General features: G+C 38.8%; 31 protein-coding genes. 19 read left to right on the plus strand and 12 right to left on the minus strand.

Translation table 11 applies throughout. The features are described 5' to 3' along the window. Position 1: 1 nt before the first annotated feature. On the minus strand, positions 2 to 442 hold the full coding sequence (msrB, locus tag IE222_RS09265) for a peptide-methionine (R)-S-oxide reductase MsrB (RefSeq protein ID WP_191272011.1): 441 nt from the start codon (positions 440 to 442) through the stop codon (positions 2 to 4). Beyond that, the gene (gene msrA, locus IE222_RS09270) at positions 439 to 978 is read right to left on the minus strand and encodes a peptide-methionine (S)-S-oxide reductase MsrA (protein ID WP_191272013.1); all 540 of its coding nucleotides are present in this window, start codon (positions 976 to 978) and stop codon (positions 439 to 441) included. Before msrA ends, msrB begins: the two co-directional genes overlap by 4 nt. Before the next feature lie 219 nt (positions 979 to 1,197). On the opposite strand from msrA, the gene IE222_RS09275 reads away from it, so the two are divergent. The 10 genes from IE222_RS09275 (at position 1,198) to yodN (ending at position 10,715) form a co-directional block, all read left to right on the plus strand. Continuing rightward, a complete protein-coding gene (locus IE222_RS09275) occupies positions 1,198 to 2,550 on the plus strand; it encodes an aspartate aminotransferase family protein (protein WP_191272015.1) in 1,353 nt (450 codons plus the stop codon). Then, positions 2,551 to 3,243: a CoA transferase subunit A gene (locus tag IE222_RS09280; protein WP_191272017.1), complete on the plus strand. Its 693-nt coding sequence runs from the start codon at positions 2,551 to 2,553 to the stop codon at positions 3,241 to 3,243. It begins immediately after the preceding gene. After that, complete coding sequence (locus IE222_RS09285; RefSeq protein WP_191272019.1) at positions 3,228 to 3,893, plus strand: 3-oxoacid CoA-transferase subunit B; 666 nt, start codon at positions 3,228 to 3,230, stop codon at positions 3,891 to 3,893. The genes IE222_RS09280 and IE222_RS09285 overlap by 16 nt, the downstream gene beginning before the upstream one ends. Positions 3,894 to 3,916: 23 nt before the next feature. Continuing rightward, complete coding sequence (locus IE222_RS09290) at positions 3,917 to 5,191, plus strand: peptidase (RefSeq protein WP_191272021.1); 1,275 nt, start codon at positions 3,917 to 3,919, stop codon at positions 5,189 to 5,191. Between the two features lie 165 nt (positions 5,192 to 5,356). Beyond that, a complete protein-coding gene (ablB, locus tag IE222_RS09295; protein ID WP_191272023.1) occupies positions 5,357 to 6,211 on the plus strand; it encodes a putative beta-lysine N-acetyltransferase in 855 nt (284 codons plus the stop codon). 66 nt (positions 6,212 to 6,277) lie between these two features. After that, positions 6,278 to 7,672, plus strand: a complete 1,395-nt coding sequence (locus IE222_RS09300) for a sigma-54 interaction domain-containing protein (protein WP_191272025.1) — start codon at positions 6,278 to 6,280, stop codon at positions 7,670 to 7,672. A 143-nt stretch (positions 7,673 to 7,815) separates the two neighbouring features. Continuing rightward, positions 7,816 to 9,237 (plus strand): lysine 2,3-aminomutase, encoded by a 1,422-nt coding sequence (gene kamA / locus IE222_RS09305; protein ID WP_191272027.1) that lies wholly within the window; start codon positions 7,816 to 7,818, stop codon positions 9,235 to 9,237. A 13-nt stretch (positions 9,238 to 9,250) separates the two neighbouring features. Further along, positions 9,251 to 9,535, plus strand: a complete 285-nt coding sequence (locus IE222_RS09310) for a YokU family protein (protein ID WP_191272029.1) — start codon at positions 9,251 to 9,253, stop codon at positions 9,533 to 9,535. Positions 9,536 to 9,659: 124 nt separating this feature from the next. Next, positions 9,660 to 9,887, plus strand: a complete 228-nt coding sequence (locus tag IE222_RS09315; protein WP_191272031.1) for a YozE family protein — start codon at positions 9,660 to 9,662, stop codon at positions 9,885 to 9,887. 132 nt (positions 9,888 to 10,019) lie between these two features. Continuing rightward, positions 10,020 to 10,715, plus strand: coding sequence for a germination protein YodN (gene yodN, locus IE222_RS09320; RefSeq protein ID WP_191272033.1), 696 nt, complete (start codon positions 10,020 to 10,022; stop codon positions 10,713 to 10,715). Between the two features lies 1 nt (position 10,716). On the opposite strand, the gene IE222_RS09325 is transcribed toward yodN, so the two are convergent. Beyond that, on the minus strand, positions 10,717 to 10,884 hold the full coding sequence (locus IE222_RS09325) for a hypothetical protein (RefSeq protein WP_191272035.1): 168 nt from the start codon (positions 10,882 to 10,884) through the stop codon (positions 10,717 to 10,719). A 178-nt stretch (positions 10,885 to 11,062) separates the two neighbouring features. Between IE222_RS09325 and IE222_RS09330 the strand changes: the two genes are divergently transcribed. The 3 genes from IE222_RS09330 to IE222_RS09340 all read left to right on the plus strand — a co-directional run bounded on the left by IE222_RS09330 (position 11,063) and on the right by IE222_RS09340 (position 12,628). Next, on the plus strand, positions 11,063 to 11,236 hold the full coding sequence (locus IE222_RS09330) for a YozD family protein (protein ID WP_191272037.1): 174 nt from the start codon (positions 11,063 to 11,065) through the stop codon (positions 11,234 to 11,236). Positions 11,237 to 11,417: 181 nt separating this feature from the next. Then, a complete protein-coding gene (locus tag IE222_RS09335) occupies positions 11,418 to 12,188 on the plus strand; it encodes a sporulation protein (protein ID WP_191272039.1) in 771 nt (256 codons plus the stop codon). Positions 12,189 to 12,319: 131 nt separating this feature from the next. Beyond that, on the plus strand, positions 12,320 to 12,628 hold the full coding sequence (locus IE222_RS09340) for a hypothetical protein (protein ID WP_191272041.1): 309 nt from the start codon (positions 12,320 to 12,322) through the stop codon (positions 12,626 to 12,628). Positions 12,629 to 12,691: 63 nt separating this feature from the next. Here the strand turns inward: IE222_RS09340 and yoyE are convergent, their stop codons facing one another. After that, positions 12,692 to 12,820, minus strand: coding sequence for a protein YoyE (yoyE, locus tag IE222_RS26695; protein ID WP_269085676.1), 129 nt, complete (start codon positions 12,818 to 12,820; stop codon positions 12,692 to 12,694). Positions 12,821 to 12,995: 175 nt separating this feature from the next. Here yoyE and deoD point away from each other — a divergent pair, with 175 nt between their 5' ends. The 3 genes from deoD to IE222_RS09355 all read left to right on the plus strand — a co-directional run bounded on the left by deoD (position 12,996) and on the right by IE222_RS09355 (position 16,321). Continuing rightward, positions 12,996 to 13,700, plus strand: coding sequence for a purine-nucleoside phosphorylase (deoD, locus tag IE222_RS09345; RefSeq protein WP_191272043.1), 705 nt, complete (start codon positions 12,996 to 12,998; stop codon positions 13,698 to 13,700). A 188-nt stretch (positions 13,701 to 13,888) separates the two neighbouring features. Continuing rightward, a complete protein-coding gene (locus IE222_RS09350) occupies positions 13,889 to 15,349 on the plus strand; it encodes a lmo1851 family serine protease (protein WP_191272184.1) in 1,461 nt (486 codons plus the stop codon). A gap of 141 nt (positions 15,350 to 15,490) precedes the next feature. After that, positions 15,491 to 16,321, plus strand: a complete 831-nt coding sequence (locus tag IE222_RS09355; RefSeq protein WP_191272045.1) for a hypothetical protein — start codon at positions 15,491 to 15,493, stop codon at positions 16,319 to 16,321. Positions 16,322 to 16,363: 42 nt separating this feature from the next. On the opposite strand, the gene IE222_RS09360 is transcribed toward IE222_RS09355, so the two are convergent. From IE222_RS09360 to IE222_RS09385, 6 genes are all read right to left on the minus strand, one after another. Next, the gene (locus tag IE222_RS09360; protein ID WP_191272047.1) at positions 16,364 to 16,609 is read right to left on the minus strand and encodes a DNA alkylation repair protein; all 246 of its coding nucleotides are present in this window, start codon (positions 16,607 to 16,609) and stop codon (positions 16,364 to 16,366) included. 134 nt (positions 16,610 to 16,743) lie between these two features. After that, positions 16,744 to 16,944 carry a hypothetical protein gene (locus IE222_RS09365; protein ID WP_191272049.1) on the minus strand — a complete coding sequence of 67 codons (201 nt, stop codon included), beginning with the start codon at positions 16,942 to 16,944 and terminating at the stop codon, positions 16,744 to 16,746. A 9-nt stretch (positions 16,945 to 16,953) separates the two neighbouring features. After that, on the minus strand, positions 16,954 to 17,418 hold the full coding sequence (locus IE222_RS09370; RefSeq protein ID WP_191272051.1) for an Hsp20/alpha crystallin family protein: 465 nt from the start codon (positions 17,416 to 17,418) through the stop codon (positions 16,954 to 16,956). A 71-nt stretch (positions 17,419 to 17,489) separates the two neighbouring features. Continuing rightward, on the minus strand, positions 17,490 to 17,966 hold the full coding sequence (locus IE222_RS09375; protein WP_191272053.1) for an Hsp20/alpha crystallin family protein: 477 nt from the start codon (positions 17,964 to 17,966) through the stop codon (positions 17,490 to 17,492). A gap of 26 nt (positions 17,967 to 17,992) precedes the next feature. Beyond that, complete coding sequence (locus IE222_RS09380) at positions 17,993 to 18,235, minus strand: spore germination protein (RefSeq protein WP_191272055.1); 243 nt, start codon at positions 18,233 to 18,235, stop codon at positions 17,993 to 17,995. A 24-nt stretch (positions 18,236 to 18,259) separates the two neighbouring features. Further along, positions 18,260 to 18,502, minus strand: coding sequence for a spore germination protein (locus IE222_RS09385; protein WP_191272057.1), 243 nt, complete (start codon positions 18,500 to 18,502; stop codon positions 18,260 to 18,262). A 162-nt stretch (positions 18,503 to 18,664) separates the two neighbouring features. Here IE222_RS09385 and IE222_RS09390 point away from each other — a divergent pair, with 162 nt between their 5' ends. Both IE222_RS09390 and IE222_RS09395 read left to right on the plus strand, forming a co-directional pair. Then, the gene (locus IE222_RS09390) at positions 18,665 to 19,438 is read left to right on the plus strand and encodes an SDR family oxidoreductase (protein WP_191272059.1); all 774 of its coding nucleotides are present in this window, start codon (positions 18,665 to 18,667) and stop codon (positions 19,436 to 19,438) included. A 102-nt stretch (positions 19,439 to 19,540) separates the two neighbouring features. Further along, positions 19,541 to 19,699 carry a hypothetical protein gene (locus IE222_RS09395; RefSeq protein ID WP_191272061.1) on the plus strand — a complete coding sequence of 53 codons (159 nt, stop codon included), beginning with the start codon at positions 19,541 to 19,543 and terminating at the stop codon, positions 19,697 to 19,699. Positions 19,700 to 19,734: 35 nt separating this feature from the next. Here IE222_RS09395 and IE222_RS09400 read toward each other — a convergent pair whose 3' ends face one another. Then, positions 19,735 to 20,292 carry a GNAT family N-acetyltransferase gene (locus IE222_RS09400; RefSeq protein ID WP_191272063.1) on the minus strand — a complete coding sequence of 186 codons (558 nt, stop codon included), beginning with the start codon at positions 20,290 to 20,292 and terminating at the stop codon, positions 19,735 to 19,737. Positions 20,293 to 20,593: 301 nt separating this feature from the next. Continuing rightward, complete coding sequence (locus IE222_RS09405; RefSeq protein WP_191272065.1) at positions 20,594 to 21,721, minus strand: amidohydrolase; 1,128 nt, start codon at positions 21,719 to 21,721, stop codon at positions 20,594 to 20,596. Between the two features lie 180 nt (positions 21,722 to 21,901). On the opposite strand from IE222_RS09405, the gene IE222_RS09410 reads away from it, so the two are divergent. Then, on the plus strand, positions 21,902 to 22,225 hold the full coding sequence (locus IE222_RS09410) for a DUF4870 domain-containing protein (protein ID WP_191272067.1): 324 nt from the start codon (positions 21,902 to 21,904) through the stop codon (positions 22,223 to 22,225). Positions 22,226 to 22,314: the final 89 nt, after the last annotated feature.

Consider the following 22,314-nt stretch of genomic DNA (forward strand, 5'->3'; position numbering starts at 1 on the left):
TTTACTTTTCCTCAAATAATTTAATAAATACTCCGTAACCTTCTTTTTCAAGATCTTCCTTAGGGATAAATCTAAGGGCAGCGGAATTGATGCAATAGCGAAGGCCTGTTGGCGCGGGTCCGTCATTAAAGACGTGTCCTAAGTGTGAATCCGCTGTTTTACTTCTTACCTCTGTGCGTACCATGAAATGGCTGTAGTCCTCTTTTTCTAAGATTTCTTCCTCTTCAATCGGTTTTGTAAAGCTTGGCCAGCCGCAGCCTGCGTCGAATTTATCAAGCGATGTAAATAAAGGCTTGCCGGAAACGATATCGACATAAATTCCGTCTCGCGTTTCATTCCAATATTCATTCCGGAATGGCGGTTCTGTGCCGTTTTGTTGTGTGACAGCATATTGCATTTCCGTTAAATCTTTTTTTAACTGTTCTAGATCTTTTTTGGTCATTTTTTTATATCACTCCAATGCTCTTCAATAAAACCTTTTCTGCCTGATCCAATTTGATATCGCTCATAGTGTGCTGGGTTTTTCTTATAGTAATGTTGATGATATTCTTCCGCGGGATAGAATGGCTCTGCAGGCAAAATTGGTGTCACAACCGGTTTATTAAACCTTCCGCTTGCCTGTAATGCCTGTTTTGATTCCTCTGCTAATTTCTTCTGTTCCACATCATGATAAAAAATAGCCGTTTGGTATGATTGGCCGCGGTCATAGAATTGGCCGCCGGGATCAGTTGGATCGATTTGCTGCCAAAACAATTCTAATAATTTTTCATATGAAAAAACTTCCGGGTCATACGTTATTTGAACTGCCTCATAATGCCCGGTTGTATCGGAACAGACTTGCTGATAGGTTGGATTTTCAACGGTTCCCCATGTATAGCCGGAAACAACTCTTTTAATCCCAGGCAGTTCATCAAACGGCTTGACCATGCACCAGAAACAGCCCCCGGCAAATGTTGCAAATTTGTACTGTTTATCCATTTTCACACCTCGTTTTTTTAGGAATTCCTGTTTACCTTGAGTATACAGAAAATGGGGATGGAAATAAAATTTACTGTTTTCCTTTCATATAATTACATGTCTACATAACCAGACCGGGCTGTGGTTTGTTTTTTTCTGTTGTAATGATGAAAGAAACAAAAGTATGAATCATACAATTTCAATAAGGTCTGACTTATTAAAGAAGGATGTGGGAATCCTGTGAAACGCTCTTTTTTAATCAAACCAGTTTTGGATGAAATGTATCCCGTTATTGATTACGGGAAAGGTGTCTATTTATTTGATATGGATGGGAAAAAGTATTTGGATGCAGCATCTGGAGCGGTAACAGCCAACATCGGCCATGGTGTTCCTGAAATTATGGACGCCATGAATGAGCAGGCGAAAAAGGTTTCCTTCGTGTACCGTTCACAATTTACAAGTGAAGCGGCGGAGAGATTGGCCGAGAAGATTGCCGAACTTACCCCAGGTGATCTGAATTGGAGCTTCTTTGTGAACAGCGGCTCGGAGGCAACTGAGACAGCAATGAAAATGGCGATTCAATATTGGCAGGAAAAGGGGATTCACACGAAAACGAAGGTTTTATCAAGATGGGTCAGTTATCATGGGATTACTCTCGGGGCGCTTTCTATGTCTGGACATACCGGAAGAAGGGCACGCTTTGTTCCTCTCTTGGAGGATTTCCCTGTGATCAATCCTCCATATTGCTATCGCTGTCCGTACAAACTTGAAGCCCCTTCATGCCAGTATGCTTGCGCACGGGAACTGGAAACAGCGATAAACAGAATCGGTGCGGATAAAATTGCGGCATTTATCGCAGAACCTATTATTGGGGCGGCAGGCGGGGCAATTGCGCCACCAGATGAATATTTTAAAGTTATTAAACAAATCTGTGAGGCAAACAATATTTTATTTATTGCAGATGAAGTAATGACTGGATCTTTTCGGACAGGGAAGATGCTTGCCTGTGAACACTGGGACATTACGCCAGATATTGTTACGTTAGGAAAAGGGATGGGAGCGGGATATGCTCCAATTGCCGCTGCAGTTGCAAGTGAAAAGGTGATGAAACCAATATTGGCTGGTACTAAACAAGTAATGAGCGGTCATACACTAAGTGCCAACCCGCAGTCATGTGCCATCGCTTTAGCTGTTCTTGAATTTATCGAAAAAAATAAAATTATGAGCCAGGTAGAATCTAAGGGAAATTACCTAAGAGATCAGCTTGAAAAATTAAAGGAACAATTTTTGTTTATCGGTGATATCCGTGGTAAAGGACTAATGCTTGGCATCGAATTTGTTGCCGACAGCAGCGGGAAAAAACCTTATCCGCGTCAGGCGTTGATTACACAGAAAATGGTATCGCTTGCAAAGGAAAAAGGACTGATTGTGTATCCAGCTGGTTCAGGTATAGATGGGGTGAATGGTGATTCCATCATGATTGCTCCTCCATTAACGATAACGGAAAAGGAGATAGACGAATTGATTGTGTTATTAAATGAAACATTTACTTCCTTTGCAAATGATTCTGGCGTGATAGCAGGTGGTTCTTAAATGAAAAATGTGTTTGGGAAAGTTACGACGTTAGAGACTGTCCTTGCGTTTTTTCATGATGGGATGTCACTGATGTTTGGCGGATTTGGCGGGGTCGGATCCCCTCCGACTATTATTGATGGTATTCTTGAAAAAGGGATTAGAAACATAACTTTAATCGGGAATGATACCGGTTTTCCCCAGATAGGTATAGGCAGGCTGGTTAGTGAGGAACGGGCAGCTAAGGTAATTGCCTCCCATATTGGTTCCAACCCTTTTGCCGGAAAAATGATGCAGGATGGCCGGCTGGAAGTAGAATTTTCTCCGCAAGGCATTTTGGCGGAAAGAATTCGAGCGGGGGGTGTCGGACTTCCGGGGATTCTCTCTGATATCGGTATGGATAATGAAATAGTGGTAACAAACAAACCAAAACTTTCACTGAATGGGAAGGAGTATTTGGTGGAAAGCGCTTTAACAGCAGATGTTTCAATTGTATATGCTAAAAAAGCCGATGAATATGGGAATTTAATTTATGACAAAAGTGCCCGAAATACCAATCCGCTTGTGGCGATGGCAGGGGAAATTACGATTGCCGAAGTAGAGGAGATTGTGCCGCTTGGCAGTCTAGATCCTGAAGAGATTATTACCCCGGGTGTCTTCGTTGATTATGTGATACCGACGAAAGGGGTGAATTGGAAATGGGCATGGGAATAGATATCCGCAATAAATTAGCAAGACGAGCAGCGGAGGAAATCCACCATGGTATGGTTGTTAATTTAGGGATTGGTATCCCTTCACTTGTTCCTAACCATTTGTCAAAAGAGGTAACGGTCATGTTTCATGCTGAAAATGGGATTACTGGAATGGGTCCAAGCCCTAGGAAAGGGGAAGAGGACGAAAATCTTTGTAATGCCGGGGGCTTTCCAGTTACATTAAACACCGGCGGCTCCTATTGTGATAGTACAGTCGCCTTTGCGATGATTCGTAAAGGGAGAGTTGATATTACCATCCTTGGCTCGCTTGAAGTCAGTGAAAAGGGGGATCTTGCCAATTGGATTGTACCGGGAAAAAAGGTGCCCGGGATGGGCGGAGCAATGGAGCTTGCACAAAAGGCAAAAAAGGTCATTGTGCTTATGAATCATTGTGACAAACAGGGGAATCCGAAAATTGTGAAAGAATGTACGCTGCCATTAACCTCTAGCCGATGTGTCGACTTAATCATTACGGAACTGGCGGTGTTTCAAGTTACAGACCAAGGCTTGCTGCTAACAGAACTGTTTCCACCTTATGACATGGAAGAAGTAGTCAAAAAAACCGGTTGTGATTTCGATATTTGTGAGGAGATTCGGAACATAAGCTATTAAATGAAGTTAGGGAGTGGAGCAACTTGAAGAAAGAAGACCATAAAGTCAGGACATGGCTGAGGGAGAATCGGGTGAGAGGGATTAAGCTGCTGCAAAAAATTGTCCAGGAAAACAGTACGAGGGGAAATGAAAGCAGCACCCAAGCCGTGATCATTGAAAAATGCCGTCAGCTTGGTTTAAAGCTTGATATATGGGAAATTGGCGGTAATGAATTGAAAAATCACCCTGCCTTTTTTTGCGACCGCAAGGACTTCGAAGGTAACCCAAACCTTGTTGCAGTTTTAAAGGGAGCAGGCGGCGGGAAATCGCTTATTTTGAACGGTCATATTGATGTGGTACCGGTTGGTGATGAAACAAGCTGGAGACATGATCCATTCAGTGGTCATATTGAGGACGGCAAGATGTATGGAAGAGGGGCAACCGATATGAAGGGCGGGAATGTAGCCCTGTTACTAGCGATTGAATCGATCATTGCCAGTGAAATTAAGCTGAAAGGCGATATTATTTTTCAAAGTGTTATAGAAGAAGAGAGCGGCGGGGCCGGGAGCTTGGCTGCTGTTTTACGAGGCTATCGAGCAGATGGGGCAATTATCCCGGAGCCGACGAATATGAAGCTGTTTCCGAAGCAGCAAGGGTCAATGTGGTTTAGAATCACCGTTCCGGGCAAGGCTGCTCATGGAGGTACCCGCTACGAGGGAACCAGCGCTATTGAAAAGGCGGTCTTAGTCATTCAAAGATTACAACAATTAGAGAATCAAAGAAATGCCAAAATCAAAGATCCGCTGTATAAAGACATTCCAATTCCGGTCCCGATTAATATCGGAAAAATTACAAGCGGCGAATGGCCATCTTCGGTTCCTGACACCGCCATTATCGAAGGCAGGATGGGGGTAGCTCCTGAGGAAACAATGGAATCGGCCCAGCTTGAAATGGAGTCTTGTCTCCAGGAATTGGGCGAACAAGATGGATGGCTGCGGGAAAATCCGCTGAAAATTGAATGGTTTGGTGCTAGGTGGCTTCCTGGAAGCTTGGAAGGTGACCATCCATTGATGACTGAACTCACTAATAGTTTTAAAGAAGTCATGGGGAGAACACCTGTAATCGAAGCGAGTCCATGGGGAACTGATGGCGGAATATTATCAAATGTCGGCGATACTCCGGTTGTTGTATTCGGTCCGGGAGTAACCGAAATGGCTCACGATGCCAATGAATATATTGTATTAGACGATTTGTTTGCTGCTAGTGAAATTATTGCACTGACTATTTTGAACTGGTGCGGGGTGGACGACTGTAACTAAGCTTTTTTGTAAATTAGGAAGGGATTTACAGGGTTCTTGAAGAAGAAGTAAACGAATAAGCGTGGAAATTATTTTGGGAAAATGTCTGGCTTATTCTATAGCCAGGCATTTTTTCGCGACTGCAATATGATTAGGCGTTGAATTCAAATGAAGGGAGAGATCGAGATGAGTCAATTACCGGTTACTATATGTCTGCAGGAACTTACGTTTAATATGGAGGTTTGTCTTGATTCATTCAATAAAAGAATTCGCTGTGATGATTATCGCGGGAACATTCAGTTAATTATAAACAAGCTTGAGGAGCTAGTCCATGAACATCATGCGGAAAAATTGATTATAAAAGGGCGCTCCGAAGATATTCTCGCCTTCTACGAGCAGGGTTTCCAGCCGGAAGCGATTGTGGATCGTTATTTTCATGGGACTGACGCCTGGTTTTTCACAAAGTTTTATACTTCAGATCGTAAAAAAAATGAACACTGGATGACAGAAGATGGAATGATTCACAGTATATATCAATTAGAGGCCCCCTCTCAGAAAATCTTTCCTCCAAAGGAATATACTTTAAAAAAAGCGGAAACAAGCGATGCTGAAAAGCTGTCAGCCCTTTACCGTCAGGTGTTTCAAATCTATCCAACGCCATTAAATAATCCAGAATATGTGAAAAAGACAATGAATGACGGAACAATCTATTATACGTTTTATTATAAAGGAGAAATCGTCAGCGCCGCTTCAGCAGAAATAAATTCCTTCTATAAAAATGCGGAACTAACGGATTGTGCCACACTAACAGAACACAGAAAGTATGGACTGATGAAGCTGCTGTTACAGGAGCTTGAACAAGAGCTTATACGGAATGGAATATTTTGCGCATATTCCATTGCAAGGTCCCTGTCCTTTGGCATGAATGCTGCCCTTTACCAGCTTGGCTACAAATACCGTGGAAGGCTAATGAATAATGTATTTATATATGACAAGCTTGAAAATATGAATATGTGGGTTAAGAATCTGGCAAACTGCTAAAAATTCGGCTTAAGCTGCCCATTATTCGGCACCTCATTAATTTGTAATAAAGGGAAGGTGATAGCGATGGGTCAACTTACCGCCTTAACGCAAGAAGTGCTTGCAGCTATTCTGAAGAGTATTGATGAAGGAATTCATGTCGTAAACACCGAGGGAAAGACCATTTTTTATAATGAGGTGGCAGCCAAGCATGATGGGATGGAGATCAAAGAAGTACTAGGAAAACACTTGCTCGCGGCATTCCCCTCGTTAACCGAGGAATCAAGCACGCTGCTTAAAGTGGTCGAAACCGGGAAGCCGATTTTTAACCAGACACAGGTTTATGTCAATGTCCATGGAACTAGGATTGATACCATAAATACGACATTACCCATCTTTGTAAATAAGGAAATAATTGGGGCGGTTGAAATCGCCAAAGATTATTCCAGGATGAAATTACTCGCTGAACGGCTGCTGGATTTGCAAAAAGGCTTAAAAAAAGGCAGCAGGAAAAGGGTAAAAAAACAGGTGAATTATACACTAAATGATTTAAAAACGGTCAATGCCTCTTTTTTGAACATGAAGGATGAAGCGAGAAAGCTGGCCAAATCAGATTCTCCGATTCTCGTTTATGGAGAATCTGGAACGGGCAAGGAGCTGTTTGTCCAAGGAATTCACCATGAATCGCTAAGGGCAACTGGCCCATTCATTGCCCAGAATTGTGCCGCAATTCCCGAAACACTGCTTGAAAGTATTCTGTTTGGAACGGCAAAAGGCAGTTATACAGGGGCCGTTGAGCGCAAAGGATTATTTGAACTAGCTGATGGGGGTACCCTTTTCTTAGATGAACTCCATGCCATGCCGATTGAATTACAGGCAAAGCTTCTCCGGGTGTTAGAGGATGGCATCATTAGAAGGGTAGGAGGGGCAGAAAATATCGTGGTGAATGTCCGTGTAATTGCTGCGGTCAATATCCATCCAGGCAAGGCATTAAAAGAGCAAAAGCTGCGCTCGGATCTATACTACCGTCTCAACGTATTTACCTTTTCATTAATTCCGTTAAGGGAGCGAAAAGAGGATATCCTTTTCCTAAGCGATTATTTTATTTCACTTTTTAATAAGCAGCTGCAAAAAAACATTCAAGGTATTGAAAAAAACGTTGAGGCCTTTTTTGGTGACTACTATTGGCCGGGGAATGTCCGCGAATTAAAACATACGATTGAATATATGATGAACGTTTGTGAGAAGGAATGGTTAGGAATCGAGGATCTGCCTGTAATGTTAAAACAGCAGTTAGCACCAGTACGTGACAAGCATCAGGAATCGGAAAGTCTCTCGTTAAGAAAAAATATGGAGAAATTAGAAAAAGCACTAATATTGAATGCTATGGAGCAAACGGAAGGAAATATTAATCAAGCAGCGAAACTTCTGGAGATCCCCAGGCAGACGTTACAATACAAATTAAAAAAAATTTCTACGTAAGGTGCTGAATTTTCGGCACTTTTTTTGTTCAGAATCAGATAAAAAGGGCTGTTTCATTATGAAATCCGCTTTTAAAGCCGATTTTTTAATTTGGCACGATTCTTGCATTATTAATTATTGAGGCAAGATAGGAGGAATGTATGATGAAACAGTTTTTATATAAGCCGAAAAGGCATTGGAAGGAAATCGAGCTTTGGAAAGATATAACCGATGAGCAATGGAATGATTGGTTATGGCAATTGACGAATACAATTCGTACATTAGAGGACTTAAAAAAGGTTATCAATCTAACACCCGATGAAGAAGAAGGCGTCAGAATTTCTACTAAGACAATCCCCTTAAATATTACACCATATTACGCTTCCTTAATGAATCCAGACGATCCGCGCTGCCCGATTCGCATGCAATCAGTGCCGATTTCAAAAGAAATTTATAAAACAAAATATGATTTGGAAGATCCGTTGTATGAAGATGAAGATTCACCCACACCTGGGTTAACGCACCGCTACCCGGACCGGGTTCTGTTTCTCGTAACAAATCAATGTTCCATGTATTGTCGGTACTGTACGAGGAGACGTTTTTCCGGTCAAATTGGCATGGGGGTTCCGAAAAAACAGCTGGACGCCGCTATTTCTTATATACGTCAAACCCCGCAGGTGAGAGACGTATTAATTTCCGGGGGAGATGGGCTGCTAATAAATGATAATATTTTAGAGTATATATTAAAGAATTTACGAGAAATTGACCATGTCGAAATTATTCGAATTGGCACAAGAGCACCAGTTGTATTCCCACAAAGAATTACTGAGAACCTGTGTAATATATTAAAAAAATATCATCCAATCTGGTTAAATACTCATTTTAATACATCGATTGAAATTACGGAAGATTCGAAACGTGCCTGTGAAATGCTGGCAAATGCCGGTGTGCCGGTTGGCAACCAGTCTGTTATCCTAGCGGGTATCAATGACAGCGTGCCAATTATGAAAAAACTCATGCATGATCTAGTGAAAATTCGAGTCCGCCCATATTATATTTATCAATGTGACTTATCAGAGGGAATCGGTCATTTCCGTGCACCTGTCTCAAAAGGACTGGAGATTATCGAGGGCTTGAGAGGCCATACAAGCGGCTATGCGGTTCCAACCTTTGTCGTCGATGCTCCAGGGGGCGGAGGGAAAATTGCGCTGCAGCCGAACTACCTTATCTCGCAAAGTCCGGAAAAGATTGTCCTCCGTAATTTTGAAGGGGTTATTACGTCGTATCCAGAGCCAGAAAATTATATTCCTGGACGGGCGGAAGGCTATTTTAAAGAAATTTATCCGGAAATGGATGAGAAAAAATCGCATAACGGGATTGCCGGAATTATGAATGATGAACACTTTAACCTTGTTCCTGATGGCTTAACGCGACTGAATCGAAGGCAATCATACAACCAAGATCCGCAGCATATGACGTTAAAGGATAAACGCGGTAAACGGGATGAATTAAAAGAAAAGAAATATCAAGCCGTAATCAAGAAAGAAACAAAAACCGAATCGACAGCTGATCGAGTAAAGGAATAGGGGGGCTGCATACATGAAAACAATATGCGAATGGTGCAGCAGTGAAAACGTTGAATGTATTGCCAGTTCCGTTTTTTGGGAACTTCCGGACGGCACGAGGGCAATCGAAATTACCGAAACACCAACCTATTCCTGTCCCGATTGCTCCATGATTTACCAAAGCGAAGCAATCGTAAAGGAAATCGAAGATCAATTATTTCTAATCGACTGCAAACAAATTGGAAAAGTAACTACTTTTCAGAAGCTCATGGAGATTCCAAGATTATTAAAACGAAACTATTTCGACTTTTCGTCTTAAATAATTGATGCCTGACACCATTGTGGATAACTCAGTTATCCACAATGGTGTCAGGCACTCTTTTTTCGCGGTATCCTTTATAGTATAATTGTAAAACGAGACTGGAAGAGAAGGGCGTTCGTATATGAGGAAATCTTTTTATCATTTTTTATTGAAGTTTCGACATCCGGCACCTAAGGATGCAATTAGTCGATTTGCTAATGATGCCTATTTGGATCATAGCTTTCCAAAGCATTCTGATGATTATTATGAAATTACAGCTTACCTTGAATTAAACGGACATTATTTAGAGTCGATGTCTATATTTGATGAAGCATGGCAGCAATATGTTAGTTCGGAAAATAATATTTGAAAATATTCTTTATCGCCTTTGACTTTGAGGCGATTTTTTCATTTTATGATAGAAAAAGCGCGTTTGTTTTCCCCCTCGCATATAATAATGTAATCAAAATTTACGGTTATTCATTTGAGGGGATGGGAGGAAATGACACAACGAAAGAAACCAAAGTATAATATCGGTGATACTGTTGTCATTACGATTTACGGTACAGTTGGTAAAATAACAGATGTGAAGTGGCTTGATGGTAATTATGTATATGAAGTAAATAAAAGTCATGGGTTATTTATGGAATCGTCCTTGGAATTGCTTTCAGAATATGAAGGAACTGTCATGGAGCAGGAGCATATAGATATTGAATATAAGTTTTTTATCGGTGATTTGGTTCAGGTAAGCGGCTACGGTGCTGATTTATTTAAAGTGGTCGGTTTTCGAACGGAGATTTGGCGTTATAAAGAGGATGCCTGGGAGGATGTCATATATGAACTCACCCGGATAAGCGATGGGGAATGGCTTGAGGCCGGAGAAGAAGAACTAACTCTTGTTGCTGATGCAGAAAGTGCCGATACGTTCATTCAAAAGCTAGGTCTTCTATACTTAGTAAGTAGGCAAGATAAGATTTTAAAAAATCCATCTTTACAAAATATGTTAAGGAAAGCAGAGCTTGAAGAGATTACAAAGAAAAAAGAGAAAAAGGAGTTAATTGATCATCTTTTAGATATCTATAATGATTATCGGATTTTATACGAATTATTTCATGATGAAGAATATTATCAGGTTATGCGCGTGATACTGAGGAAATTGGAAAATATAGCTAGAGATGATGGGAAAAGCCATGTTTAGCTCACCATCTAGCAATTTCAAACAATAAATAAAGGACAAAAGGTATTCCTGCCCATTTAATCAAAGAAAACATTGTGTCAGTGATTTTTGCAAATAGGCTTAAAGTAATACCATCCTCTTGATTAACATCATTTATCCAAAGCTCCAGCTTTGATTGTAAATTAGACATGTAACCACCCCGGTAATTTTCTTTACAACCATCCTATGCTCGTCCTAATAAAAAATGACTGAAGAACATCAAAAAATCAATGAACCCATAAAATTCCAAGTGATTAACAATCAGCTAAAGTTTCCTTGCATGAAAAGACATTGATGCTCATACATTCTGTAAAAAGGGGGTCGATGGTTTGAGAGAAATCGAAGTATTTATCGATACAGAAGAAATTGCTGAATTCTTCTTCCATGAACTTGTTAAAAGGGGATATGTACCGAGTGAAGAAGAATTGGAAGAAATCGCTGACATTACCTTTGAATATTTAATTGAAAAAAGTATCATCGATGAAGAGGTGGAGGAGGAATAGAAATCATATCTAATAACTGCCAAATTTCCTCATCAAATATAGATTACTTAAAACGAGCATCATACATGCTCGCTTTTTGTTTGCTTTCATTCTATAAGTCTTAAATAAATTTTTAAATAAAACGAAACTATTTATTTAAAAAATCCGTATATACCGATGATGTTAAAAAAGGGGGAGTTATATGTCATTCTTTAATAAGGTCTTTGCTAGTGTTGGAATAGGTGCTGCTGAGGTTGATACCAAGCTTGAAAAAGATACGTATATGCCTGGTGAAACAGTCAACGGTGTCGTCGATATAAGAGGCGGAAAAATAGATCAGCAGATTGATGAAATCTATTTGTCTCTAAATACGACGTATTTACGTGAATCAGATGATCGAAAGTATTCAGTAAACGCAACAATTGAACGGTTTAGGCTTACAACTCCATTTATGATTAGAAAAAATGAACGAAGGGAAATTCCGTTCACTTTTCAGCTTCCATACGACACGCCGCTGTCAATCGGCAGATCAAAAATATGGGTAACAACTGGTCTAGATATTAAAGGCGGTGTAGATCCAAGCGACAAAGATTATATAAAAGTGGTTCCTAATCCACTAATGACTGCTGTCTTTCATGCTGTTGACCATCTCGGCTTTAGAATTAGAGAAGCGGATTGTGAAGAGGTTCCAAGGCGATTAAGAGGGCGTCTGCCATTTGTACAGGAATTTGAGTTTGTACCTGTATCGGGACCGTTTCGTGGAAGATTAGATGAGCTTGAAGTAGTTTTCTTTCCATCTAGTAATGGCGGACTTGAGATTATGTTCCAGGTAGACCGCAAAGCCCGAGGTCTTGCCGGTTTGTTCTCAGAGGCGTTGGGAACAGATGAAACACATGTAAGATTAACGGTTTCCGATTCGGATATTCCATATTTACAGCAAAAAATCCAAACGGTCATTCAACGGTATTCATAACAATAAATATGCTATAAATTGCAAAAAATCAAATAATTCGACAAAAATAGTGTCATTTCTTTGAAGGATTTGACGATGTCCATCTCTAATTAATAGGAAAGACGAATAATTCTATTAATTGGAGGGATATGATGATCAGGGCTATAACGAAAAGAGGCAGCTTGCAATATGACGTGACGATATTTCAAACACCGAAACAGCGTGAGAAAAAGGGTCATCAACAAGTCTATCGGATAAATATCCCGGCTGACAGCCGTGAGCATTGTCTGCAAGAGACCTTTAGCACCTTTAATGTAACTGATAGAATCCCCGCCAATTATAAGGGGCGGTTTGTATCTACAGGCGACATTGTATTAATTGATGAAGGCCGCGGGGGCCAGCACTATTATCAATTAAAACCTGGTGGATGGGTGCCGATTAACCGAATCACATTGCTCTGAAGCGTAAATATAAAACCTAAGGAACATTCCTTAGGTTTATTTATTGTTGAATAACAAAATGAATTATCTTTTGCGACCGCCAGTTGCTTGATGCTCTTTGGCATGTGCTTCATGTTCTGCAACAATCGCTTCAGCAGGAATATGATTATTTTTTTTAGGTGAATTTATTCGTGCACGATGTTTTTTACCCATATCCATTTCCTCCCGTTACATTGTCAAGGGACAATGTTGATGATTGTAAATCATAATTAGCTTTCCACAATTTAAAAATTTCATGTCTTTTCTTGATAAGGTTTTTCATTGAAAAATGTTTATGTTATATTGACTATGGTACAAAATGATTACAAAAAGTTTGGAGGAATATTTTATGAGTATACATATTAATGCAAAAGAAAATGAAATCGCTGAAACGGTTTTACTACCCGGTGATCCGCTTCGAGCAAAATATATTGCTGAAACATTTTTAGATGGGGCAGTTTGTTATAACGAAGTTCGTAATATGTTTGGTTTCACTGGTACATACAAAGGAAAAAGAATTTCCGTTCAAGGAACGGGTATGGGTGTCCCTTCCATTTCTATCTATATCCATGAATTAATGCAAAGCTATAATGCTCAAAAATTAATTCGCGTCGGTACATGCGGCGCCATCCAAAAGGATGTCAAGGTACGTGATGTTATTTTGGCAATGAGCAGCTCATCTGACTCAAATATAAATCGCCTTACCTTTGGGCATGTTGACTATGCTCCTACAGCGAACTTTGATCTTCTAAAGAAGGCTTATGATGCAGGGATTGAAAAAGGTCTTAATTTAAGAGTAGGAAGTGTATTCACAGCTGATTCCTTCTACAATGATAATGAAGATCTAGAAAAATTAGCAAGATACCAAATTCTCGCACTGGAAATGGAGACAACGGCGCTATATACATTAGCTGCAAAATTTGGCCGCAAAGCCCTGTCTGTTCTTACTGTCAGTGACCATATCTTAACAGGCGAGGTAACATCAGCTGAGGAAAGGCAATTAACTTTTAATGATATGATTGAAGTTGCCTTAGAGGCAGCCATTAAGGAATAATTTTAAGCTTACCTCTTCCTTAGGAAGGGGTTTTTGTTTTTTTAGCTTTCATTAACTTTTCTTTGTTATTTTTATAAAAAAGATGTTATTCTAAACATTAAGGGTTCTTTTATGGTACAAACTCATTATCCTTGGAAGTTTTATTTTGATGGTTTATGAAAGTGGTGAAGGCTTTGGAAGAAGAGAAAATGGAAAATGAAAAAGTTGAAGAGCATACTGTTGAAAATAAATCAGGTTATATTCGCCTGAAAAAATTCCACTTTATTATGCTGCTGTTTTTAATTGTTTTTTTATCTGCAGGGATAACGGCAGTAGCCCTTTCATTTGGAGATGAAAAGGTAGTAACTGTTGGAAACGAACGTTCAGAATTTAATAAACTGTATGATACCTTTGATACCTTAAAAGGAAAGTATTATACAAAAACGAATGATCAAAAACTGATTAATGGTGCGATTAACGGTATGGTTGAGGCATTAGATGATCCGTATTCCGATTATATGACGAAGGAAGAGGCAAAGAGTTTTCATAGTACAATATCTTCTTCATTTGAAGGAATTGGAGCAGAAATACAAGAAAAAGATGGACACATTGTAATTGTTTCACCGATTAAAGGTTCTCCTGCAGAAAAGGCAGGTTTAAAGCCTAATGATATTGTTCTTTCTGTCGATGGAAAAAGCCTTCAAGGTAAGAGCTCTACGCAAGCGGTAATGATGATCCGCGGTAAAAAAGGCACTAAGGTGGAATTGTCCATTAAACGGCCTGGTACTGAAAATCCAATAACTGTGCCTATTGTGCGGGATGAGATACCAATTGAAACTGTTTATGGTGAAATGGTTGACGACAAAATCGCTAAAGTTCAAATTACCAGCTTCTCCACAAACACATCGAAGGAACTTGTTACAACTTTAAATGATTTACAGAAAAAAGGAATGAAAGGTCTCGTACTGGATTTAAGGCAGAATCCCGGCGGTTTATTAGATCAAGCTGTCAGCATTTCCAGTATGTTCGTTCCGAAAGGGAAAGTAATTGTAAAAGAAGAAGACCGTGATGGGAAAATTACCGAAATCCCTTCACAAAATGCAGGAAATCCTAACTTGCCTTTAATTGTATTGATTGATAAGGGAAGTGCCAGTGCATCAGAAATTCTGGCTGCTGCCGTTAAAGAATCAGCTGGAATACCGCTGGTGGGGGAAAAGTCATTTGGTAAAGGCACTGTTCAAACGACTACAGATTTTAAAGATGGTTCTAATATTAAATATACAATTGCAAAGTGGCTGACACCGGACGGCAATTGGATTCATAAAAAAGGAATCGAACCAGATGTTTCAGTAGCATTGCCAGATTATGCAACGCTGTCAATAATTGACCCGGAAAAGGCATTATCCAAGTCTACTGCTTCAACTGAGGTTCAGACTGCTCAAAAGATGTTGAAGGCAATTGGCTACAATCCTGGTCGTGTCGATGGGTTCTTTGATGAAAAAACAAAAGAGGCCGTAATTGCTTTCCAAAAAGCGAATAAACTAAAGGCTGACGGAGTGGTCAAGGGTGACACCACAATTAAGCTGATGGGGCTTTTAAGAGAAAAAATTGAAAAAAATGATACCCAGCTCAAAAAGGCTGTTGAAGTATTAAAGGAAAGAATGAAATAACCTTTTGTAAAAAAGAATCGTATTGGCTAAAAGCGGATCATATGCATCCGCTTTTTGTTTTAATCTCATTAAAATAATGAATGATATTTTCTTGTTCAGGCAATTCTTTAAATGTGAGGTTATTAATAAAGGAGGAAGTCGATGAAAAGTACAATAGGCATTTTAATTATTCTTCATTTCCTCCTAGCTGTACCTTTGGAGAAAACAGCTGCAGCTGCCAACATCAGCTATAAAATTGAAATGCCCGACTGGAAAGAAGTTAATCAAATTTTGCCAAAGTATACAAAATTTACAGTATTGGATGTTGAAACAGGAAAGAAATTTAAAGTTCAAAGGAGAGCCGGCAGCCACCATGCTGATGTCCAGCCGCTGACAGCCAAAGATACTAGTATTATGAAAAAGATTTATGGCGGTAAATGGAGCTGGAAAAGAAGAGCAATTATTGTAATACATAAGGATCATTGGATCGCCGCCTCGATGCATGGCATGCCGCACGGAGCCGGGGCATTAAAAAATAATTTTCCAGGACATTTTTGTATCCACTTTTACGGAAGCACAACCCATCGGACGAATTCTATGGATTTATCACATATGCTGATGGTTTTAAAGGCTGGCGGCAAATTAAATGAATATTTAGCAAAAGCAACCCCATATGATATCATTTACGCATATTTTACTGCTTTTAAGCAGCAAGATAAACGAATTGTATCAAAAATTTCTCTTCAAAAAGTAAATTGGAAGCCGATCCTGCCGCAGCTTGAATATATCAATTTATCACGAATGGAATACTTACCCCCAGAAGATTTAACAGAAGAAATCAGCTTGGATGTTCCGGTTGATGTTGAATGGTTTAATAAAACAGGCAGGCATTTTTTTCGGGGAGAGATACATTTAGTTCGATTCTCGCCACAAGATACTTGGAAAGTGGATTCTATTCATTTTTTAACGGAAAATAATCTGTTAAAACAATAAACACCTTTATTAACGAATGGTTGTTAATAAAGGTGTTTTACTTTACATTGGCTGTTCGCCAAATTTTATAAAGGTGCGTTCGTCTTCAATTAATCCACATGTACCGCATTGGATTCGATAGTCAGGACCGTTATAGGGATGGTGAAATGGTTCTAATTCGTGATCATTATATTCTTTAACGACGTCCCCAGTTTGCGGGTCAAGTTTCACTGAGTGGGATACTTGCTGAATCATATTAAAACGGCTTCGATTTGTTTTACAATTAGGACAGCGATAAGGGGTAGACATAAACTTCTCCTTTCAATATTTGATAAAACTATTTTTTGCATTTTAAAAAGTAAATATGTACCTGTCCTGATTTGTATGGAAGGGGCAACACCTGGAACAAAATTACTGTAAGTTATAAAAATAAAAAAGAACAGCTATCTGTCCTTTTTAAATGGTGAAGGGTCTATAATTTTTTTACTAAGTTTTTCATTTAATTTTTTTTGCATATCTTTGGGGAAGTTTCCTTCATAGATTGTTCCAATATTCACTGTTCCCATCAATTCGTTTATCCTTAAACTTCCAAAGTTGTTGGTTGAATCAATGTTGTTAATCATGAGCTTTTCTACACGTAACATGTCAGCCCTCTATTCTGTATTAAATTGATTAAAATTTATAGGGATCGTTTCCATTTCCTCTCGGTTAATTGGCATGAGAATAGATAAAATCCCATTATTAATTTCTGATTTGACTTTGTTAATGATTATTGGATATGGCAGGGTTATTTCTTTTTTAAATGACCGACTCGCCCGCTCTTTCAAAAAATACGTCCGTTGCTGCTTGAATGATTTAAATTCTCCGGTAATTGTCAGCATCTGTTCTTGAATGGAAAGGTTCAAATTTTCTCTCGTAACTCCCGGGAGTTCAATTTCGGCAATTAATTCATTACCAGATTCGAATAGGTCGCATTTTGGAAAAAAATCAGCAGCTTTAAAAGGGTTAACATGTTTAGAGGAATTCTTTTGGGGACTATCGAATATAGTATTCCAAAACGCCTCCGATTGAAATTGTTGTGCAGCGTCCATCCATTTTTTTAATTTATCAAGCTCCATGATATCACTCCTTGCGAAAGAACGGTTATTTCATCATATTAATGGTTTGGAGAAACATGCAAAAATACATTTTACATTATTTCTGTAACATCAATTTGGGAGAATTGCATATCTACATTTTTAGGGATTTTTACTTCAAGGATGCCGTCTTTATAGTTGGCAGCTGCTCCTTTCTTTTTTACAATTGCTGGTAAGGTAATAGTATGTTTATCATCATGTTCCGGTATATGCTCAAGAATTAATTGATTAGATGTGTGATAAAGCCGGAGTTTCTTTAACCATTCTTCATCTTTAATAGGAACCCTGACATACACATAATCATGTGTCTCAAAGGCAGAAGAATTTAAACTGCCTGTTGGTGCTGAGTTTTGAGAGGCGGATGGTTGAAAGGCATTAAACATCTCTTGGGGATTCATCATTCCTCTCATATTATCGGGTAGTGCTTTTCCTATAATATCTTGGACATATTTATCAATTTCGCCTGGCTTCATTTTTTGTAACGACTCCTTCATGTCTTTATTAAAAGGGAATATATTCCAAGGAAACATACATTTTCATCCTTTCACATTTGTCATTAAATTTGATTTAAATTAGGCAAAGAAGGGTTGGCAATTTGATCTAGTTCACTGACATCAAAGTCAATATAATTATTTATATGAGCAGAAGTTGCAGGGGATAAATCTCCAAAAGCCATATTTGTGCCAATTAATTTCGTGTTGGACGTATGGGAGTTTTGTATGATTGGGCCAAAATCGATATTGCCGTTATTATTAATGGCATTAGTTTTAATGTTAAAAATATTTATTTGAAAGGGCATATTCTTTTTCAGTCCTTTTATATGTTATATGGGATTTGAAATAACATTTGATGGATTTGCTATATCTCCCATATCATTAACGTCCGGATCTATAAAGACGTTTTCCATCGCTGAGTTAGGCGGAGCATAATCACCATAAGATGTATTTTCACCTTGTGATTTTGAATTAGCGGTATGAGCATTATGAAGTGCTTCTCCGATGTTGACAGACCCATTATTAGAAACACTGTTAATTTTAAAGCTAAAAATATTGATAACAGTCTGCATGCTGTCACATCCTTTTTAATTTATAACACATCCTATGCAAAGAAATGCCCATTCGTTATTAAATCTTTCTTTAGCCTTGCAGGGTATAAAAATTTGCATATATAAAGGATTCTTTTTAACATTAAATATAGAGAGAAATTTACGAGTAGAGAGGTAATGTTTGTGAATAAGAAAACTGCTTTGATTACGGGAGGAGCATCCGGAATTGGAAAAAAAACCGTGATTCACCTTGCGGAAAAAGGATACCAAATCGCAATTAATTACCGGAAAAGTGAATCAGAAGCTATTTGTTTAGCACAGCACATAAAAGACCGGTATGGAGTTAACTGTATTGTTGTTCAAGGTGATATTGCCCGTAAGGAGGATTGTGTTCGAGTTGTCAACGAGACGCTGTCAGTATATAAAACAATAGATGTTCTCATTCATAATGCTGGTCCTTACATACATGAAAGAAAAAAACTAACTGATTATTCCTTAGAAGAATGGGATTATTTGATAAACGGAAATTTGAATTCCGTGTTTTATTTATCAAAGCTGGTTATTCCAATCATGCGCAAACAAAGCTGGGGAAGAATCATTACCCTCGGCTTTGATCGGGTGGAATCTGCTCCTGGCTGGGTGTATCGCAGTGCATTTGCTGCGGCGAAGACAGGACTTGCTTCCTTGACGAGGACCATTGCCATAGAAGAAGGGGAACACGGGATAACCGCTAATATGGTAACACCAGGCGATATTACGAACGAATGGAAGGAAAAAAGCATTCAAGAATCAAGAACAGCTTTAGAAAGCAATAAAGCCAGCCGAAGAGAAGGTACGGGGGAGGATATTGCCCGCGTAATCGGATTTCTGATAGATGAGAAATCAGACTTCATTACCGGCAGCATCATACCAGTAACAGGAGGTTTTGATGTGTTAGGGAAAATTTTCAAACAGTAAACCTTGGTTTTTACAATTTTTTGAACAATTTGATTTTCTTGTATGAAAAACCTTTTGGTTGTGGATAATAATCATTAATCTACGGCGAAAGGAGCAAAGAAAATGAGTTTTAATCTAAATCGAATTAATCCTAATCAAACACAAATACTCTATCACGATGGCCGCTTTGAAACAGTAACGAATGAGGAATTAGAAGATTTTTTGCTCCAAATGGGTGTGAGTGAATTGGATGAAGCAATCGAACAAAGTGTAATGGAATAAATAATGAAAAAAGCAATCGGTTTTGCCGATTGCTTTTATGCTTCCAATAATCGGGAATCAGTTTGCAGCGAGCCGTTACGCAGCAAATGAAAGGTATATAAATCCTTTGGGATTTCATATATATCGTATACATCCCCATTAGCATTTAATTGGTCATAAATGGATTTTCGCGTTTCATTGGCATTGACTACATAAGGCAGTTTCTCAGCGGCTTTTCTCGAGCGGGCATTGACCTTTCGAATCCGCATAAAAACTGTTTCAATTCCTATTTCGTAGAATAACTCTTGAAAAAAGGCATCTTTAGCGATGTTATTATAGCCTTTCCCATGATATGGCTTACCCAGCCAAGTCCCTAAAAATCCAGCTTGATTTTCGATTTCAAACAAGCTGATCGTGCCGATTGGTGCCCCCCATTCATCAAGAATGGTACGGGAGATTAATTCCCCGCGTTCTTCAGCTTCGATGGTTTGTTTTGTCATAAATAAAAATTCATCGTAAGTTGCTGCCTTTTGACGTACAAAAGGGAAGACATCAGGATGCGTTATTAAATCATACAGTACATGGCAATCGTGAAGATCGCGCTTTTTAAGCATACGTACCCCTCCAATAGGGCATTCCGCACCCATGCAAAGATAGCGGTCCACCCTCGAAATTTTTTATAAAAGTATCGTAAAAAATTTCGGGGTGGGAATCGAACCCACTAGAACCAGTAAACTGGTGGCGCACCATTTGCCTTCCCTATATTATTTTTGTATAACTATATAACTTTGAAAAACCCCCAAATTTGTGGTTCAAAAAGTATCATCAAGAGTATCATACAAAAAAAAAAGCCAAAAGAAAATAGTTTTTTTTGGCGAATTTTATCTAAATTTTTTTCCAATTATCTACAAGGTTCTACGCATCTATATAAATAATTTCACCGCTAATCATCGTCCAGCGAGGTTTAGCTAAATAATGAAATGGATGATGACTCCATAGCACTAAATCAGCCTGTTTTCCAGCCTCGATACTTCCCACAAAATTGTCTATTTTCAAATTTCGAGCAGGAAGTATGGTAATTCCCTCAAGTGCTTTTTGTTCAGAAAGTCCTTCCCTGACGGCTAAACTTGCACAAATATTTAGATATTGAATGGGTGTATAAGGATGGTCTGTGGTAATGGATACTTCAATATCATGATTTGAAAGGACCTGATAAGTTTTCCAGGTTTTATTCTTTAATTCAACTTTGGATCTCCTTGTTAATGTCGGACCGACAGAGACTTTAAGATTCATTCCTGCAAGTTCGCTGGCGATCAAATGACCCTCAGTACAATGTTCAATCCGTAAATCAAGGTTAAACTCTTCCGCTAATCTTAAGGCAGTAATTATATCATCCGCACGGTGGGCATGAATTCTGACAGGAATTTCCCTTTTTAACGCCATGACCAGCGGGCTAATTCTTAGTTCATCAAGATTATCAGCATGTATTGCATTATAAAATGCTTCCCGAAGCATTCCCATGATTCCCATTCTAGTGATAGAGTCATTTTTTCCTTGGCTGTGAATTCTTTTTGGGTTTTCACCTAAAGCAATTTTTAACCCGGCAATTTCTTGAACAATCATTTTTTTAATATTTTTTCCTGTTGTTTTAATGACTGAAGTGGTTCCGCCAATAATATTAGCAGAGCCTGGCATAATGTGAACCGTTGTAACTCCGTTTTTAACGGCATCAGTAAAAGCTGGGTCCAAAGGATATACACCATCCATTGCCCGGATATGCGGAGTCATAGCCTCAGCCGTCTCGTTAGCGTCATCACCAGCCCACCCCGTTCCTTCATCATAAAGGCCGAGATGGGTATGAACATCAATAAAGCCGGGAAACAAATAACTTCCTGTACAATCGATTACTTTATTACCTGATTCAACTGGAATGTTATAACCAACCTTAATAATCTTTTCATTTTCAATCAGAACATCGGCACATTGTAATGGACTAGAGGTAATCGGGTAAATCGTCGCGTTTTTTAGCAGTATTTTTGTCATAATTAAACCTTTCTACATCTCCAAAATAGTGTTTTTTCTATTTTATCAACATTTAACTGTTAGGAGAAGATGGATCATGTATTCAAGTTCGGAAATTCTTGATAAATAGTATGAAACATTTGCCAAAGTAATACGTACATAATAGGGAAGGAATAAAAAAATTCCAATGGGGGAAGGCAAATGGTAAAAAGTGACGAAAGAATGCTTGCTGCATTAATGTATGTCATTAGTTTTTTTGTGCCAATTCTAGGCCCGCTAGTTATTTGGTTAATTAAGCGCGAGGAATCATCGTTTATCGACTATCACGGAAAAGAATATTTTAATTTTTTCATTTCCTATTCCGTTTACCTCTTTATTAGCGGCTTACTAACCATTATTCTAATTGGTTTTGCAGCACTTGCTGTTCTGGGAATCATGTTATTTGTATATACAATCATTGCAGCGATCAAAGCTTATGAAGGGCAGGAGTACCAATTCCCTTTAATTTTTCGGTTAATTAAATAAGCCCTATAAATCATATTCCCGACAACTATTTGTCGGGATATTTTACGTTTTCTCAATTTAAGACAAGGAAAAACTTCTATCATTTTTTA

It is taken from the genome of Neobacillus kokaensis, assembly GCF_014656545.1.
In the GTDB taxonomy this organism is placed as follows: Bacteria; Bacillota; Bacilli; order Bacillales; family Cytobacillaceae; genus Neobacillus; species Neobacillus kokaensis.